This is a genomic window from Corynebacterium sp. LaCa_70, from assembly GCF_058182015.1.
On the sequence record NZ_CP190914.1, the window covers coordinates 1326195 to 1339784 of the forward strand.

The following is a 13590-nucleotide window of genomic DNA, read 5'->3' on the forward strand; positions in this document are numbered from 1 at the left end:
TCGCCCTAGTTTTCGACCTGCTCGTGAGCACGCAAGGCCTCGCGTTGTTGCTCGCTCATCCGAGCCGGATCAAGGTCACGCAACCAAATCGGTTGCAGCATATGCCAGTCTTGCGGGGTACTAGCGATGTTTTCTGCTAAAGCATCAGCCAACCGTTGGGTCGTCGATTGCACGTCACTAACCGCAATCTCATGAGTCGCAGCAAGGCCCCAGTTCGGCGATACTCCATCGTCAGCACCCTGGAACCAGGAGTGCACAGCGAATAATGTCGCCCCGGTTTCTTTCGCTAACACAGCTGGCCCGGCCGCCATAGAAGCCGGTTCACCAAAAAAGTCGACAATGACGCCAGAGTTTTTCAAATCGCGTTCGCACAATAGCGCGACGACGCCTCCGTCCTGCAGTACCTGTTTCAGGTAAGAAAACGGTGGTTGATCCCCTCCAGTCAAAGGGATCACGTCAAAGCCCATCGAGTTCCGATACTTCACAAACGCATCGAACAAGGATTCAGGCTTGACCCGTTCGGCGACAGTGGCAAACTGTCCGTAATGCGCCACGACAAACGCGCCAGCCATATCCCAGTTCCCGGTATGTGGCAGTGCAAGAACTACCCCCTTGCCGCGTTCTAATGCGGCATCGAAGGCGTCACGGCCAGATACACCGTCGGCAAGCCGTTGTGGAAGGTTATCTTCGTGTTGCATCGTGGGTAAGCGAAACGCTTCTAACCAATAGCGGAAATAGCTGCGCATGGAATCTCGGACCAGTTGTTTAGTCACATTCTCCGGACCGACGACGCGCGCCAGATTTTTACGCAATTGTTCCGGCCCCGTTCCTTTCTTGCTGACAGCGTCGGCAAGCTTATCAAACGCCTTGCGGGTAAGCGACAACGGTAGCCGTCGAACCAGCGACCAGCCAGCAAAATACCCGTATGCCACGATATCTTCGCGCTGCGGAAGCCGCGTGCCAAGTCTGGAAGTTATGCTCATGTGGTAGCCTTTCGTGCAACCGAATCGAGTTTACGTGCCATAGCCATACGCTGGTAAACCGTAAACAACGAGCCAACCGCCAAAATCCATAACGCGACATCAATTGCGTACGGAACACCGAGCCCTTGCAGGCCAATTCCAACCAAAGAAATAATCAACCGTTCGGGCCGTTCAATAAGACCACCAACGAGCTTCAGGCCAGAGGCTTCACCGCGAGCTTTGACGTAGCTAATTACTTGTGACGATACTAAGACCACTAGAGACGCTACGACCAGAGATTTCGGGGCGTCATAGGAATAAATCAGCCACCAAATAATAGCCGCGAACAGTGCACCATCAGTAATGCGGTCACACGTGGCATCGAGTGTCGCGCCAAACGCGGAGGCCCCGCCTTTAAGACGTGCCATTGTGCCATCAATCATGTCGAACGCTGCGAACAGCCCCGATAAAATCGCAGCCCAAAACAGAAATCCTGCGGGAATTAACACGACGGCAATCGCGGTAGTCACCACAGCACCGATGACCGTGACCATATTTGGGGTTAAGCCAGCAGCAATCGCTAATTTGGCGAGCGGTTCTACAACCACTGCCGCGGGTTTCCGACCATGAACGCTAAGCATCGGTGGCGTTATTCACTCCCTCGTTATCAGAATCTTCCGCGGCAATTTCCGCCCAACTTTCTGCCAGGATAGTGCGCGTATCCGCCAAAAGCTCCGGTAACACCTTAATTCCGTCAATTATTGTCAGAAAATTGGCGTCACCTTGCCAGCGTGGGACGATATGCATGTGCAGATGGTCGCGCACACTACCGCCACTGGCTCCACCAAGATTCATGCCGACGTTGACCGCGTGTGGACGCGAGACTCGTTTCAATACCCGAATAGACATCTGCGTGAACTCGAGCAACTCCGTTGATTCCTCGGAATCCAACTCTTCGAGATTCGCTACTTTCCGGTACGGGACGACCAGCATGTGCCCTGCGTTATACGGGTAAAGGTTCAATAATGCGTATACCTTGTTCCCGCGCGCAATAATCAGGCCGTCCTCATCCGATTTCCGCGGCGCCTCCACAAAAGGTTCTGAGCTCTTTTCTTTGATGTAGGCCTTCCGATAAGGTGCCCACAATCGCTGCAAGCGGTCCGGATCTCCAACACCGTGGTCACCACACCGCTGATCATTAGTCTCAGTTTCCAAAGGTCTCCTTAGACGGTGCCTCGTTACGACGCAGACTGATCCAGTCGCTGATCAAATTCACCGCATCATCGACGGCTACACCATTCAGTTGCGTGCCGTCGAGAAAACGGAATGACACAGCCCCGGCTTCTACGTCACGTCCACCAGCCAATAGCATGAACGGAATCTTGCCCGTGGTGTGGTTACGGATCTTCTTTTGCATACGATCGTCTGAGGTGTCAACGTCCGCGCGGATACCTCGTGCCCGCAGTTGCGCGGTGATTTCTTCCAAGTGCGGGACAAATTCGTCGGCTACCGGGATGCCCATTACTTGCTGTGGCGCTAACCACGCTGGGAATACACCAGCGTAGTGCTCAAGGAGCACGCCGAAGAAGCGCTCAATTGAACCAAACAGGGCGCGATGCACCATGATGGGACGTTTCTTGCTGCCATCAGGCGCCGTGTATTCCAATTCGAAACGTTCCGGCAGGTTGAAATCCAACTGTACGGTCGACATTTGCCAGGTACGGCCGATGGCATCACGAGCCTGCACCGAAATTTTCGGACCGTAGAAGGCGGCACCTTCCGGATCCGGAACCAAATTAAGGCCTGAAGAATCAGCTACCCGCTGCAAAATAGCGGTAGAGCGCTCCCAAATCTCGTCTGAACCCACGAATTTCTTTGGATCTTTGGTGGATAGCTCCAGATAGAAATCATCCAGACCATAATCGCGCAGCAACGAAATAATAAAATCGATGACCTTGCGCAGCTCATCTTCAAGCTGGTCTTCCGTGCAGTAAATATGCGCGTCATCCTGGGTGAAACCACGGGCCCGGGTTAAGCCATGCACGACTCCTGATTTTTCGTATCGATAGACCGTGCCAAATTCGAATAGACGCAGAGGCAATTCCCGGTAGGACCGGCCCCGTGAGGCAAAGATCAAATTATGCATGGGGCAGTTCATTGGCTTGGCATAGTAATCCTGTGCCGGCTTAGTTACATTGCCGTCCGCATCATATTCGCCATCGAGCTGCATCGGCGGGAACATACCCTCAGAGTAAAAATCCAGGTGGCCGGATTTCCGGAACAAATCCCCCTTTGTCAAGTGTGGAGTGTTGACAAAAGAATATCCCGCCTCGATGTGGCGCCGCCGAGAAAATTCTTCCATCTCCATGCGCACGGTAGCACCATTGGGATGGAACACTGGGAAGCCAGAGCCAATCTCTTCCGGGAAAGAAAACAAGTCGAGCTCAGCCCCCAGACGGCGGTGGTCACGTTTTTCTGCTTCTTCCAACATCGTCTGGTAGGCCTCGAGAGCCTCGGATGATTCCCAAGCAGTGCCATAAACACGCTGCAAATCAGCCTGGGATTGATCACCGCGCCAGTATGCTGCCGACGCACGCGTCAGGCTAAAGGCCGGAATGTACTTAGTCGTGGGAATGTGTGGACCGCGACACAAATCCGACCATTCGACCTCTCCAGTCCGAGGGTTGAGATTGTCATAGTAGGTCAGTTCACCGGAACCTACTTCCGTAGCTTCATCGGAGTCTGGGTCCACGTTTCCTTTGTCGGCCACCAATTCCAACTTGAATGGCTCGTCGGCAAGCGCTGTCTCCGCTTCAGCGGAATCAGCAAATACGCCACGTGCAAAGCGCTGTCCGGTCTTGATGATCTTCTTCATCCGCTTTTCGATCTTTTTGAGATCTTCCGGAGTGAATGGTTCTGCAACTTGGAAGTCATAGTAAAAGCCATTGTCAATGGCAGGACCAATTCCCAACTTCGTCCCTGGGAATTCCTTTTGCACCGCTTGTGCCAGTACATGGGCGCACGAGTGACGAATCACTCCTCGCCCTTCCTCAGAACCCGCAATGACTGGCCAAAATTCGCCAGCAGTCTCTGGAACATGACTTAAGTCTTTGAGAACTCCTTCGGCGTCTTTTACGCAGACAACAGCCTCCGGCCCTTTATTGGGAAACCCCAGTTCTTTCATCGCAGCACCTACTGGGGTTCCTGCACCGACGCTGAAAGATTCCGAAGGATTCGACAAAGGCTCAAGTGAATGGACCATGAAAGTTTGCGCTCCTTTGCGCTTATCGACTGCGGCATACCTGGCCGCACCCTGAGGAAACTAATTACTTCGCCATTTTAGCGCCTCGGTCATTCTTCGTTACAGCCAGGCCCGATAACTCAAAAAACGCATTTTCGACTGCCCTAAGTCACACCTTTAACCAGGCTTTCACGCTTCTAACAGCGATTGTCCCCAATATTCATCACGTTCCTGACCTTCTGCATCAGTTCCAGGCGGAATAGCCCACACCGACGATCCAATATGCGTAATCCATTCGTTAAGGCGGTCGACATCATCAAGCCGCCGTTGAATGGGAATAAATTGTTCACGCGGGTCCTGCTGGTAGCAGATGAAAATCAGACCAGAATTCGATAACTGCTCATCTCCGGGTTCAGGCGGCAAGTCATAACTAAATGGACGACGCAAAAGTTTTTGTTCCGGCTTATTATCTGGGTTACGTGCGCGCGCCATGTGGCTCGTCGGATCAATAACGGGGAGCCCGAATTTATCGCGAGCTGTGAAATCGGGATCATCGTGTTCATCGGTTCCGGTTAGCGGCGCCCCAGAATCCAGTTTGCGGCCCATCGCATTTTCGCGTGATCCGCGGTCAAGCTTTTCCCACGTATCCAAATTCATACGGATACGTCGAATCACCATCGCACTGCCTCCATGAATCCAATCAGGGTCAGACGAGTCACGCGGAATAAATACCTGGTTGGCGAATTCTTCTTCGGACCTCGGGTTTACGGTGCCGTCGAATTGCCCAAATAAATTTCTGGGCGTGGTGCTCCGAGAACGGGCTCCATCCGCGTGGCTGAAGCCTTGCTGCAACCACGCAACGTCGACGTAATCCACGCCGGAACGAATCATATGTCGCAGAGCGTATGTGGCGGTGAGTGGTTCGTCGGAGGCGATCTGTAATAAAAGGTCAGCTTCGCCCCAGTGCGGATCAAGTTGATCGCGGCTAAATTCTGGGATCGGCTGCAACCATTCAGGGCGCTGGTCTTCGGCACCGATCGTGGTAAACAAACCGGGCCCAAATCCAACCGTGATGGTTAAATTTCCAGGAACGTTCAGCAATTCGGGTTCTAAGGTACCACGCGGTGCGATGCCCGCGGTTAAGCGTCGGGCGTCTTCGGTCCACAATTTGAGCAGTCTCCGAACCCCTTCGCGGTCTACCCCTGCTTTGAGAGCAAACGCGACGAGATTGGCACGTGCCTGTTGCGGCTCCTTGATCCCCGCCTGGTGAGTGCCGTCGAATGCCACCACCGCATTTTGCAGCCTGACATCAGCCATTGCCACAGCATCGGAAGGACTTTCTGAACCCGCCCACGCCGTGTTGTTTGCGAGTTGAGCCTGGGAGGAACATCCTTGTAATGCGATCGCAGACGCGCCGGTACCAAGCCCAGCGAGAAAGTGTCGGCGTGAAAAACCAGCCACGAAACTAGCTCCTTAAAAATTTGCCCGTTACCGTTGGACATTGCGTGTCCAGCGCCGCGATCGCGTCTATGGCGGTCTAACGACAAGCTATCGGTATTAGTTGTGCATTAGTTGTGTTCGCCGTGATCATGACCACCATGCTCGCCGTGATCATGGCCGTTATGATCGTGGCCCGCGTGACCTCCATGGCTCTCGAGGTCGCCGTACTCTTCATCGCCGGCGCCAATGGTACGAACCGGAACTGGTGCAAGTTCGATTTCACTACCGTCAGCCAATTTCAGGGTAACGGTGATTTCATCGCCGGCTGCGATTTCCCCATCGTATTCCATGATCATGAGGTGATCGCCGCCTGGCTTGAGTTCATGAGATTCTCCAGCGGGGATGCGCAATTCCTCTTCGCGCTCACGCATCGCTCCATTCACGACCTCGTGGATTTCGTAGCGCGCTTCACCCAGGCTCGTCGTGAAACTCTCGATCACGATATCTTTATCGGAAGCATTTGTCAGTTCCCCAAAAATAGCAGTCATTGGCTCATCAGCTGCTTTTGCCTTGACGACGCCGTCTTCCAGGGTTACTTCCGTAGCGGCAGATTCTTTGGATGCGGTCGTGGAATCAGAAGCAGAGCTTTCGGTAGTCGTTGCTGCGGCGTCTGTGTCTGCATCGTCACTGGAACATGCGGCCAAAGTCAGACCGGTAGCAAGAACGAGTGCGGACAATGACAGAGCTTTATTTTTCATGATTTTCTCCTGATGTTAATTGTCATGTGCTAGTTGTCGAACCGTTTACGCTTTTGTACTAGCAGTACGATAACCCCGATGGCAGCGGCGATAGCACCGATTGCGATAACGATGCTGGCAGCGCCGGCGCCTTGACTGTCTTCCGCGTTTTCTACCGCATCTGAGGTATCTGCTTCCGCAGAGTCATTATTATCTGGTTGTGAATCTGCCGACGCGGAGGAAGCGGTTCCGCCGCCGTTTCCGACGCTGAACTCCAGACCACCGCGGGTAGCATGACCGTCAGATGAAGTAATTTGATAGCCGACAGAATAAGTTCCGTCCGGTGTATCGAGATTATCGGGAACGTCGACGGTTAGTACCCTGCCATCCAAGTCCGGTTCAGCATCAAAAATGGTCTCGCCGCTCGCATTGCTCACCGCAACGGTATTGAAACCTTCCCTCGGTTCCCCTGAGAATTCGAGCACGATGGAGTCTGGGAATTCTTCTACAACCGAACCGTCTGCAGGGTTACTGTCGACGACTACGTCATGCGCCGACGCCTGTGGCGCAAATGACCACAAGGCAGCAGCACTCAAAGTAGCTGTCGCCAAACCAGCACCAATGCGGCGTATGGGTGTTCGTTGAGCAGAAGAGCTCATAAAATTCAGCCTCCATGTTGTGAACTGCGTAGTCATGCACTGTTCTACAGGACTAATCGGGTTTTTGATGAGTCCACCTTAGTAGTCGCTAGGTTCATAGAAATAGTTCCGACGAATCTCAAGTTTAACGGTGTAATACCACCCACAGATCACAAGTGCCCGTCATTGCCACAAATTCTACTTTTCAGGGCTAAACCCAGTTAAGGGTTTAACCCGTATTCCCCACTGCGCTGAGAATATGCTTCGCGTGCGCGAACGCCGCCCCTCCCAACGGAGAGACGGCGTTTCCCAAATAAGAATTGGAGCGGATGACGAGACTCGAACTCGCGACCCTCACCTTGGCAAGGTGATGCGCTACCAGCTGCGCTACATCCGCAAAAGAAAACCACAGGCCCGGTTTCCTTGGGGAATTCCGAATAGAATTCGGTTATTCCCGTGTGCGCGATACTGGACTTGAACCAGTGACCCCTACCGTGTCGAGGTAGTGCTCTACCAACTGAGCTAATCGCGCTGACAATGACGAAAGTCATCATTGTTACTAGAGGTGGAAACGGGAATCGAACCCGTGTGCACGGTTTTGCAGACCGTTGCCTCACCACTCGGCCATTCCACCGCGGCGATACCGCCTCACAAGGATACCCGCAAAGGGGGAACCAGAGCGGATGACGAGACTCGAACTCGCGACCCTCACCTTGGCAAGGTGATGCGCTACCAGCTGCGCTACATCCGCGGGCGAGGACACCGTGAGATGTGCCCTCTGTGCGCGATACTGGACTTGAACCAGTGACCCCTACCGTGTCGAGGTAGTGCTCTACCAACTGAGCTAATCGCGCTAGATATTGAGTTTTCACTCGGCGTCCGCCACACCGGGTCGCCCTCAACAATGTGAGGACCAACCAGCGGCGTACGCTGAGCGGATGACGAGACTCGAACTCGCGACCCTCACCTTGGCAAGGTGATGCGCTACCAGCTGCGCTACATCCGCACCCAGTGCCTTGTGCACTGCTTAAGAGACTCTAGCGGCATACTTACCTAAACACCAAATCCCAAGGTAAAAGCTATATTAGTCCGCACGTGACTACACCTGCTTGAGAGATTACTACTGCTATTCTGGTCGCTATGGAAAACCGACCCAGCCTTGCGCAACTTCTCGGCCCCGAACGACGAAATTCCGCCGGTTATTGTGTCCGCGCAATCTTTGCAAGCACGATCACTGGTTCTGCGACTGTCGATGGGCGCTCGAACGATCTGGGCAACGAGCTCGATACTGAATTATTACTCGCAGCTCGCGAGTGGTCAGATGTGGTCTTGGTCGGTTCAGAAACCGTGCGGGCAGAAAATTATGGTGGTGTCCAACCGACTACCAAGAAGCCAACACCAGCACACATTGCTGTCATGACTGCCTCAATGCACTTCGACGATAATTCTCGTTTCCTCCACGACTACCACGTACCACATCTATTTTTAGTACCGGAATCGTCACTCAAAGATCCTCGTAAAAAGGAAAGAGCGGAGAAACTAACCTCATTTGGCGAGGTCATCGCAGTTGGTGCGGGTTCGGTGGAAGAATGCATTAAAACCTTGGTAACTCGAGGCTTTAAGCGCATTTTGTGCGAGGGTGGCCCGTCGATTTTCAGCGGGTTGATCACAGCAAATGCCGTCGACCAATTTTATCTCACACTCGATCCAACGTTGACCTCTACGGTGGAAACTCCCATCACTCGCGGCACTACCGGAACGGTAAGCACACAGCAAATGCAATTAGAATCCGTAGAGCGCTGTCCCGATAGCACGCTTTTCCTGCGTTATGGGCGTCACCCACGATAGACTCGATGCGATGAATATAGTGGGAACCTCGCAGGTCACTGCCCGCCGCGCACAGGCTTTTTTGTGGCCGCTAGCAATTATGCTGGGAATACAGCTGGTTATCGTCGAGAGCTTGAACGGAGCCGTAACCGACGATTTCACAACGGTCTATTCCGCGCTGCAGCGATTCATTCACGGTGAGAACGTTTATGCTCAGGTCTACCACCACACTGATCCGCTGTATTTATACAACCCCGGCGCTACTCTGCTGCTAGCTCCGCTGGGATTCATTGAACCCGCGGGATTCGCTCGCGCACTGTTCATCGTCGCTAATGCCACCGCCATCGTCGCATCGCTGGCAATTCTCACGCGTATTTTTGGTTACTCACTACGAGGCCCGGTTTTCCCGTTGTGCATCGCGGTGGCCACGATGACCGAAGCAGTCCGCAATACACTCATTTTTTCCAATATCAACGGCATACTTCTTCTCGCGCTCACAGCGTATCTCTGGTGTCTGACGCAAAAGCAACCTTGGGCACGCTGGGTGGGCGGAGTCATCATCGGTCTCGCAATTCTCATCAAACCGCAGTTCGCCCCACTGTTGTTTTTGCCGCTAGTGATGAGATGGTGGCCCACGATCATCATCGGCATTGGGGTACCTGTCGGACTCAATCTCGTTGCCTGGCCCCTCATTCCCGGCGCCCAAGAATACCGGTCGGAACTGGTTCCTCATTTACGCCAAACGCGTGATTTCGCGAACTCTTCTTTGCCGGGTCTTGCTGAATATTTCGATATGCCTAATTGGCTTTATTATCCCGTGTGGCTGTTTTTCGCAGGGCTGGCTGGAATTGCGGTGCTCGCACTTTTGTCACTACGAAAAACTGATCACTTACTCTGGATAGCCACCACCGCCGGGGTACTCTTCTGCGGTGTTTTCTTTTTGTCCTCGCTGGGACAAATGTATTACTCAATGTTGCTGTTCCCGATGATTTTTAGCTGCACTCGCGGACGTAGCGTTTTCCACCTCTGGCCATCATGGCTTGCGGCAATTATGTTCTTGTTTCCACTCAGCTGGACTATGACCTGGACTGGAGACCGGAGCGCACCAATCGGAACATGGATGAATTATTTTTCTGCTACCGTCGGCTGGGGGCTTTTGCTCTTGACGACGGCTACCTGTTCGGTGGCGTGGTTTCTGCATGACAAAAAACACGACGTCCCAACGCCCAACGCGCAAGATCCCAACCCGGACACAGCAATCGCTAACAGACCGACATAGCGCCGTGGAATAGGCTCCCGGGGAGATTGATTAAACCGCCGCAATTAACATGTCGTGCGTAAGCGTAGAATATCGCCCATGACAGATTTTTCCCTGATTGCTGATGACCAATGGCGCGAGCGCCTCAGCGCGGAAGAGTACCGAGTGCTTCGTCAAGGCGGAACCGAGGCTCCACACACTGGTGAATACAACAACACCACCACTGAGGGCATCTATTCTTGCCGGGCGTGCGGCGCAGAATTATTTCGTTCCAACCAAAAATTTGCCTCTCACTGTGGATGGCCATCTTTTTTCTCTCCACTTGCCGGAGACTCCGTTATTGAACGAGAAGATCGCTCGCACGGAATGGTACGTACCGAAGTGCTATGCGCAAGCTGCAATTCCCACCTCGGCCATGTTTTCGCCGGAGAAGGCTACGATACTCCGACGGATCTGCGCTATTGCATTAATTCGGTCGCAATGACGCTTCACGAGGCCTAGCCACCTAACAACTCAGGTATCCGGTAACGGCGATGTCCACTGAAACGAGCTCGCAAAGTTAGCACGTTTCAGTGGACATTATCGGGGTATTTTTCGGATGCTCTTTCTGCGCGCACCGCTAAGGCAAGGTCTGCACCAGCTCATTCAAATCTTCTACCATGCGGCCGGTGTAAAACGGTAGCTCTTCGCGTACATGCAAACGAGCTTCTGTGTAACGCATGGTGTGCATCAGGTCTACAATGCGACCTAAATCTTCTGCTTCAAACGACAGCATCCATTCGTAGTCACTGACGACGAATGCAGCGATGGTATTCGCACGCACGTCAGCAAAATCGCGCGCTTTCATGCCGTGTTCACGCAGAATACGCGCACGCTTTTCTTCTTCCATGACGTACCAGTCATACGAACGAATGAATGGGTACACGCAACACCATTTTTCGGGGGCCTCCCCCATAATGAACGCAGGGAGGTGACGCTTATTAAATTCCGACGGGCGGTGCACGCCATTTCCTGCCCATACTAACGAGCTTGCCTTACCGAGCGAAGTCTCACGACGGAACGCAGCGAAAGCCGACTGCACCTCCTCGAAGGTTTCTGCGTGCCACCAGATCATGAAATCCGCATTCGCCTTCATGCCAGCGAGATCATAGATTCCACGAACAGTGATGCGGCCTTCGTCGGCAAGCCGGTCGAAGAATTCTTGCGCCTCAACAGCCATCCGCTCCCGTGAAGCTTTATCACCAGCCGTAAATCCATCGTTGAGCTTAAACACCGCGTGCTGGCTATAACGCTGCACCTTGTTCAACTCGTCATAATTCAATTCTTGTGGGGACTCTGAATGGGACGCCGCCATGGAAACCTCCTGGGGTGTACAGGTGTAATGTGCAAGTTGTTCGTGACAAGCATTGGTTGTGCACCAATGTGCGCGTTAGACGCACAGCTAAACTCAAAATTTGTGCTCGTCGGCGATTAACCACGCAAATGGTGATTCTACCGTCAACCTTACCCCACGGCGCGCCTTCACCACTACGCCAAGTCTCAACATTAGGTTGAACGTTGTGAATGACACAGATGCGTCGACGAACTCGCAGGGCACCACAGCTTCGAAGCCGGAACGTGGCGTAACGCCGCAGGCATTTAGCGAAGCGGTGGAATCAATGCACCAAGCAAACCTGCGTCAGGGTATCTCACTCGGGACGATTCGCCCGCCACAGCGTTTGGCACCTTTTAGCCATGCCATTGGCCTTGAGGTTGAACACCGCTCCACTGAACAAACCCCAACAGACTCGGAAGGCGATGCTTTCGGTCGACTCATCCTTTTGCACGACCCAGGCGCGCAGGAGTCCTGGGAAGGCGATATGCGCTTGGTCGCTTATATCCAGGCGGACATGGAATCAGCCGTCGCTACCGACCCTCTGTTACCCGATGTTGCCTGGCAATGGCTCAGCGAAGGCCTCGAAGCGCACGCTGCCGGTTACACCAACTTAGGCGGCACCGTGACCTCAACGACTTCGGTCCGCTTTGGCGAAGTCGGCGGGCCGCCTCGTGCATATCAACTGGAGATGCGAGCTTCCTGGACGGCAGACAACAATCAGCTTGCTAGCCACGTTGAATCCTTCGCCGAAGTTCTCGCACACGTCGCTGGTTTACCGCCCGAGGGCGTAAGTGAGCTCCGCCGCTAGTCTGCAACACCACAAAACATGACTGAGTTTCTGCGCCGTCCGGCCTCGGGCATTCCGCCGGTACTGTCGTCTGCGGCAGAATTCCTCGCCGCCGCAGATCGCATTGCAGGCGGCCATGGCCCTATTGCCATTGATACTGAGCGAGCATCGGCGTTTCGTTACGACGACCGAGCTTTCCTAGTTCAGATTAAACGCGCTGGTGCTGGCATATTTTTGTTCGCACCAGAAGGCCGGCGTTCCGAGCTTCGCGCCGCACTGGCCCCAGTAATCAACAAACTCACCTGGGTCGTGCACGCTGCTGTTTCTGATTTGCCGTGCCTTGCTTGGCTTGGGTTGTATCCCGCGCGTGTCGTCGATACTGAGTTGGGTGGCCGACTTGCTGGCCTAACGCGGGTGGGGTTAGGCGCCATGTACGAAGATTTGCTCGGTGTACGCGTGGCCAAAGAACACAGTACGCAGAATTGGTCGTCCACCCCATTACCAAAGTCCTGGCTTGCTTATGCAGCATTAGACGTCGAAGAATTGCTGGAGCTTGCCGACGAAGTTGAGTATCTCCTGCGTTCCCAAGAAAAATGGGAATGGGCATTAGAAGAGTTCGAATACGTGCGCACACAACATCAAGATATCGTGGCACCAGATGTGCGGGAATGGCACGAAGTGAAAGGAATGCGCGGCTTAGAGCATCCGCGAGACCTCGCTATCGCCCGGGAAATTTGGACTGTGCGCGAAGATCTTGCCGCCCACGATGATATTTCACCTGGCAAAATCCTACCGAATAAGGTGATCCTCGCGATTGCTAGCCGAAGACCCGCAGACCTTGCGCAACTCAAGCGAGTTCCCGGTGCGAAGAATTCCCGTCTAGCACCGGGCACCTGGTTGGATGCTATTCGCCGAGCAGAAAACCTCCCAGTCTCCGAGCTTCCGGTTCCTGGAGAAGGAGAATTGGCTCACTGGAGAAATACTCAGGGGATCAATACCAGGCTGTGGAAAAAGCGCGATCCGGATTCGTGGAATACCTGGGAATTAGTTCGCGAAGATATTCGGGAGCTTTCGTATGAGATCGCCGTCCCACATGAGAACCTCATAAACGCAACCAGCGTGAAAAAAATTACATGGGATATCACCGTGACTCATAGCATCCGCACCGAGGATGATTTGGAGGATGCGCTGGCGGCAGAAGGTCTACGAGAATGGCAAAAAGATATTATTTGGCCGGTTTTCGCGGAGCTTTTGCCTGAAGGATAACGGATAGCGCTTGACCTTAAAACTAGGTTCTTATCGGACCAGACTGCACCTAGGGCAAC

The 13590-nt window shown here is 53.6% G+C and carries 13 protein-coding genes and 6 tRNA genes; 5 read left to right on the forward strand and 14 right to left on the reverse strand.

Annotated elements, in window-relative coordinates:
* Positions 1-5: 5 nt before the first annotated feature.
* From ACP8MI_RS06015 to ACP8MI_RS06075, 13 genes are all read right to left on the reverse strand, one after another.
* Positions 6-983, reverse strand: a complete 978-nt coding sequence (locus ACP8MI_RS06015; protein WP_144736306.1) for a phosphatidylinositol mannoside acyltransferase — start codon at positions 981-983, stop codon at positions 6-8.
* A complete protein-coding gene (gene pgsA / locus ACP8MI_RS06020) occupies positions 980-1603 on the reverse strand; it encodes a phosphatidylinositol phosphate synthase (protein ID WP_049148343.1) in 624 nt (207 codons plus the stop codon). Before pgsA ends, ACP8MI_RS06015 begins: the two co-directional genes overlap by 4 nt.
* Positions 1596-2177 (reverse strand): HIT family protein, encoded by a 582-nt coding sequence (locus tag ACP8MI_RS06025; protein ID WP_049148345.1) that lies wholly within the window; start codon positions 2175-2177, stop codon positions 1596-1598. The genes pgsA and ACP8MI_RS06025 overlap by 8 nt, the downstream gene beginning before the upstream one ends.
* Positions 2167-4224 (reverse strand): threonine--tRNA ligase, encoded by a 2058-nt coding sequence (gene thrS / locus ACP8MI_RS06030; RefSeq protein WP_284606947.1) that lies wholly within the window; start codon positions 4222-4224, stop codon positions 2167-2169. Before thrS ends, ACP8MI_RS06025 begins: the two co-directional genes overlap by 11 nt.
* A 168-nt stretch (positions 4225-4392) precedes the next feature.
* Positions 4393-5664: a Dyp-type peroxidase gene (locus ACP8MI_RS06035; RefSeq protein WP_049167693.1), complete on the reverse strand. Its 1272-nt coding sequence runs from the start codon at positions 5662-5664 to the stop codon at positions 4393-4395.
* 107 nt (positions 5665-5771) lie between these two features.
* Positions 5772-6401, reverse strand: coding sequence for a copper chaperone PCu(A)C (locus tag ACP8MI_RS06040; protein ID WP_018119669.1), 630 nt, complete (start codon positions 6399-6401; stop codon positions 5772-5774).
* 29 nt (positions 6402-6430) lie between these two features.
* A complete protein-coding gene (locus ACP8MI_RS06045; RefSeq protein WP_018119670.1) occupies positions 6431-7039 on the reverse strand; it encodes a copper resistance CopC family protein in 609 nt (202 codons plus the stop codon).
* 300 nt (positions 7040-7339) lie between these two features.
* Positions 7340-7415 (reverse strand) — tRNA-Gly (locus ACP8MI_RS06050).
* Between the two features lie 62 nt (positions 7416-7477).
* Positions 7478-7550, reverse strand: a tRNA-Val gene (locus tag ACP8MI_RS06055).
* Between the two features lie 31 nt (positions 7551-7581).
* A tRNA-Cys gene (locus ACP8MI_RS06060) sits at positions 7582-7652 on the reverse strand.
* 44 nt (positions 7653-7696) lie between these two features.
* Positions 7697-7769 (reverse strand) — tRNA-Gly (locus tag ACP8MI_RS06065).
* A 30-nt stretch (positions 7770-7799) separates the two neighbouring features.
* Positions 7800-7872, reverse strand: a tRNA-Val gene (locus ACP8MI_RS06070).
* A 79-nt stretch (positions 7873-7951) separates the two neighbouring features.
* A tRNA-Gly gene (locus ACP8MI_RS06075) sits at positions 7952-8024 on the reverse strand.
* A gap of 134 nt (positions 8025-8158) precedes the next feature.
* Here ACP8MI_RS06075 and ACP8MI_RS06080 point away from each other — a divergent pair.
* The 3 genes from ACP8MI_RS06080 (at position 8159) to msrB (ending at position 10604) form a co-directional block, all read left to right on the forward strand.
* On the forward strand, positions 8159-8866 hold the full coding sequence (locus ACP8MI_RS06080) for a dihydrofolate reductase family protein (RefSeq protein ID WP_249605862.1): 708 nt from the start codon (positions 8159-8161) through the stop codon (positions 8864-8866).
* A 10-nt stretch (positions 8867-8876) separates the two neighbouring features.
* Positions 8877-10124 (forward strand): glycosyltransferase family 87 protein, encoded by a 1248-nt coding sequence (locus ACP8MI_RS06085; protein WP_249605863.1) that lies wholly within the window; start codon positions 8877-8879, stop codon positions 10122-10124.
* A 78-nt stretch (positions 10125-10202) separates the two neighbouring features.
* Positions 10203-10604, forward strand: coding sequence for a peptide-methionine (R)-S-oxide reductase MsrB (msrB, locus tag ACP8MI_RS06090; RefSeq protein WP_018119673.1), 402 nt, complete (start codon positions 10203-10205; stop codon positions 10602-10604).
* A gap of 118 nt (positions 10605-10722) precedes the next feature.
* Here the strand turns inward: msrB and hemQ are convergent, their stop codons facing one another.
* Entirely contained in the window at positions 10723-11457 is a 735-nt protein-coding gene (gene hemQ / locus ACP8MI_RS06095) for a hydrogen peroxide-dependent heme synthase (RefSeq protein ID WP_049167711.1), read from the reverse strand.
* A gap of 196 nt (positions 11458-11653) precedes the next feature.
* Between hemQ and ACP8MI_RS06100 the strand changes: the two genes are divergently transcribed.
* On the forward strand, positions 11654-12286 hold the full coding sequence (locus ACP8MI_RS06100) for a DUF3000 domain-containing protein (RefSeq protein ID WP_186310203.1): 633 nt from the start codon (positions 11654-11656) through the stop codon (positions 12284-12286).
* 18 nt (positions 12287-12304) lie between these two features.
* Complete coding sequence (locus ACP8MI_RS06105) at positions 12305-13531, forward strand: HRDC domain-containing protein (RefSeq protein ID WP_284589489.1); 1227 nt, start codon at positions 12305-12307, stop codon at positions 13529-13531.
* Positions 13532-13590: the final 59 nt, after the last annotated feature.

Excerpts from the sequence above, each read along its gene's own strand:
- ACP8MI_RS06080 (WP_249605862.1), top strand. The coding sequence starts at position 8,159 with ATGGAAAACCGACCCAGCCTTGCGCAACTTCTCGGCCCCGAACGACGA.
- thrS (WP_284606947.1), bottom strand. The coding sequence starts at position 4,224 with ATGGTCCATTCACTTGAGCCTTTGTCGAATCCTTCGGAATCTTTCAGC.
- ACP8MI_RS06105 (WP_284589489.1), top strand. The coding sequence starts at position 12,305 with ATGACTGAGTTTCTGCGCCGTCCGGCCTCGGGCATTCCGCCGGTACTG.
- ACP8MI_RS06085 (WP_249605863.1), top strand. The coding sequence starts at position 8,877 with ATGAATATAGTGGGAACCTCGCAGGTCACTGCCCGCCGCGCACAGGCT.
- hemQ (WP_049167711.1), bottom strand. The coding sequence starts at position 11,457 with ATGGCGGCGTCCCATTCAGAGTCCCCACAAGAATTGAATTATGACGAG.
- ACP8MI_RS06045 (WP_018119670.1), bottom strand. The coding sequence starts at position 7,039 with ATGAGCTCTTCTGCTCAACGAACACCCATACGCCGCATTGGTGCTGGT.
- ACP8MI_RS06015 (WP_144736306.1), bottom strand. The coding sequence starts at position 983 with ATGAGCATAACTTCCAGACTTGGCACGCGGCTTCCGCAGCGCGAAGAT.
- msrB (WP_018119673.1), top strand. The coding sequence starts at position 10,203 with ATGACAGATTTTTCCCTGATTGCTGATGACCAATGGCGCGAGCGCCTC.
- ACP8MI_RS06040 (WP_018119669.1), bottom strand. The coding sequence starts at position 6,401 with ATGAAAAATAAAGCTCTGTCATTGTCCGCACTCGTTCTTGCTACCGGT.
- pgsA (WP_049148343.1), bottom strand. The coding sequence starts at position 1,603 with ATGCTTAGCGTTCATGGTCGGAAACCCGCGGCAGTGGTTGTAGAACCG.